This window comes from Ruegeria sp. AF2, assembly GCF_056542025.1.
This window is the reverse complement of the sequence record NZ_JBQFZC010000016.1, coordinates 1-2,500: the sequence shown is the minus strand read 5'-3', so window position 1 is coordinate 2,500 and position 2,500 is coordinate 1. Positions and strand designations below refer to the sequence as shown.

Below are 2,500 nucleotides of genomic sequence, written 5' to 3'. Positions count from 1 at the left end.
AGAGCACTGGATGGGTAATGGGGCCCCACAGGCTTACTGATCCTAACCAAACTCCGAATACCCGGGAGTACTAGATGGCAGACACACTGCGGATGCTAACGTCCGTAGTGGAGAGGGAAACAACCCTGACCTACGACTAAGGCCCCCAATTCATGGCTAAGTGGGAAAGCAGGTGGGACGACCAAAACAACCAGGAGGTTGGCTTAGAAGCAGCCATCCTTTAAAGATAGCGTAACAGCTCACTGGTCTAAATAAGTTGTCCTGCGGCGAAGATGTAACGGGGCTCAAGCCATGAGCCGAAGTCTAGGGATGCGTAAGCATCGGTAGCAGAGCGTAGTGTGACATAGTCTCATTCCTCCTTCATGCCTTCGGGCAGATTGGAGGAGAGAGGCTTTCGATGAAGCGGGCGCGTGAGCGATCCCGTGGAGAGATCACTAGTGAGAATGATGACATGAGTAGCGACAAAGAGTGTGAGAGACACTCTCGCCGAAAGTCCAAGGGTTCCTGCTTAAAGCTAATCTGAGCAGGGTAAGCCGGCCCCTAAGCCGAGGCCGAAAGGCGTAGGCGATGGGAACTAGGTTAATATTCCTAGGCCAGGAGGATGTGACGGATCACAGGTGTAGTTCAATCTTATCGGATTGATTGGGCTGCTGAGTGGTTCCTGGAAATAGCCCTCCATCAGACCGTACCCTAAACCGACACAGGTGGACTGGTAGAGCATACCAAGGCGCTTGAGAGAACGATGTTGAAGGAACTCGGCAAAATACCTCCGTAAGTTCGCGAGAAGGAGGCCCGGTTCCTAGGCAACTAGGGGCTGGGGGCACAAACCAGGGGGTGGCGACTGTTTATTAAAAACACAGGGCTCTGCGAAGTCGCAAGACGACGTATAGGGTCTGACGCCTGCCCGGTGCCTGAAGGTTAAAAGGAGAGGTGAGAGCCTTGAATTGAAGCCCAGGTAAACGGCGGCCGTAACTATAACGGTCCTAAGGTAGCGAAATTCCTTGTCGGGTAAGTTCCGACCTGCACGAATGGCGTAACGACTTCCCCGCTGTCTCCAACATCGACTCAGCGAAATTGAATTGCCTGTCAAGATGCAGGCTTCCCGCGGTTAGACGGAAAGACCCCGTGCACCTTTACTACAGCTTCGCACTGGCATCAGGATTGTGATGTGCAGGATAGGTGGTAGGCTTTGAAGCGGAAACGCAAGTATCCGTGGAGCCTCCCTTGAGATACCACCCTTCGCACTCTTGATGTCTAACCGCGGTCCGTTATCCGGATCCGGGACCCTGCGTGGCGGGTAGTTTGACTGGGGCGGTCGCCTCCTAAAGCGTAACGGAGGCGCGCGAAGGTTGGCTCAGAGCGGTCGGAAATCGCTCGTTGAGTGCAATGGCAGAAGCCAGCCTGACTGCAAGACTGACAAGTCGAGCAGAGTCGAAAGACGGCCATAGTGATCCGGTGGTCCCGAGTGGAAGGGCCATCGCTCAACGGATAAAAGGTACGCCGGGGATAACAGGCTGATACTGCCCAAGAGTCCATATCGACGGCAGTGTTTGGCACCTCGATGTCGGCTCATCTCATCCTGGGGCTGGAGCAGGTCCCAAGGGTACGGCTGTTCGCCGTTTAAAGAGGTACGTGAGCTGGGTTTAGAACGTCGTGAGACAGTTCGGTCCCTATCTGCCGTGGGTGTAGGAGACTTGAGAGGAGTTGCCCCTAGTACGAGAGGACCGGGGTGAACGATCCACTGGTGGACCAGTTGTCGTGCCAACGGCAGTGCTGGGTAGCTATGATCGGACAGGATAACCGCTGAAGGCATCTAAGCGGGAAGCCCCCCTCAAAACAAGGTCTCCCTGAGGGCCGTGGAAGACCACCACGTCAATAGGCCGGAGATGTAAGCGCAGTAATGCGTTCAGTTGACCGGTACTAATCGCCCGATAGGCTTGATTTGATCCAGTAATGGAAAGACAAATCACCAAAAGCATACACTGACCTTGAGTTGGATAACGTCGCAGCGCCAAGCCGCGATGTTGGTTGATACTATAACCGAGTGGCAACGCGCCTTTTGCAAGCAAAAGACGCTGCCTGCCACCTCGTCGCTTTCTTGCAAAGCAAGAAAGTCGACATGGGCTTTTCCTCGGTTTGGTGGTCATAGCGCAAGTGAAACACCCGGTCCCATCCCGAACCCGGAAGTTAAGCACTGCCGCGCCAATGGTACTTGGGCTTAAGCCCCGGGAGAGTAGGTCACCGCCAAACCTAGAAAAAGCCCACATCTCTCTAACACGATGAAAAGAACACTACCCGGTCTCAAGTAGCCGAATAGGCGATAGACCAACACAAGACCTCAAGTAGCGTAAGCGATAGGTCACTTAAAGTGTCGCGGGATGGAGCAGCCCGGTAGCTCGTCAGGCTCATAACCTGAAGGTCGCAGGTTCAAATCCTGCTCCCGCAACCAACTTTAGAAAATCCAAACACAGCCCGTGCAGACTACAATTGATCACCCGGA

The 2,500-nt window shown here is 54.2% G+C and carries 1 tRNA gene and 2 rRNA genes (1 of these 3 cut by a window edge); all 3 read left to right on the top strand.

The features are described 5' to 3' along the window. Positions 1 to 1,945, top strand: a 23S ribosomal RNA gene (locus tag ACR0NM_RS20750) (it extends 882 nt beyond the left edge of the window). A 190-nt stretch (positions 1,946 to 2,135) separates the two neighbouring features. After that, positions 2,136 to 2,250: ribosomal RNA gene (gene rrf / locus ACR0NM_RS20745) — 5S ribosomal RNA — on the top strand. Between the two features lie 122 nt (positions 2,251 to 2,372). After that, a tRNA-Met gene (locus ACR0NM_RS20740) sits at positions 2,373 to 2,449 on the top strand. Positions 2,450 to 2,500: the final 51 nt, after the last annotated feature.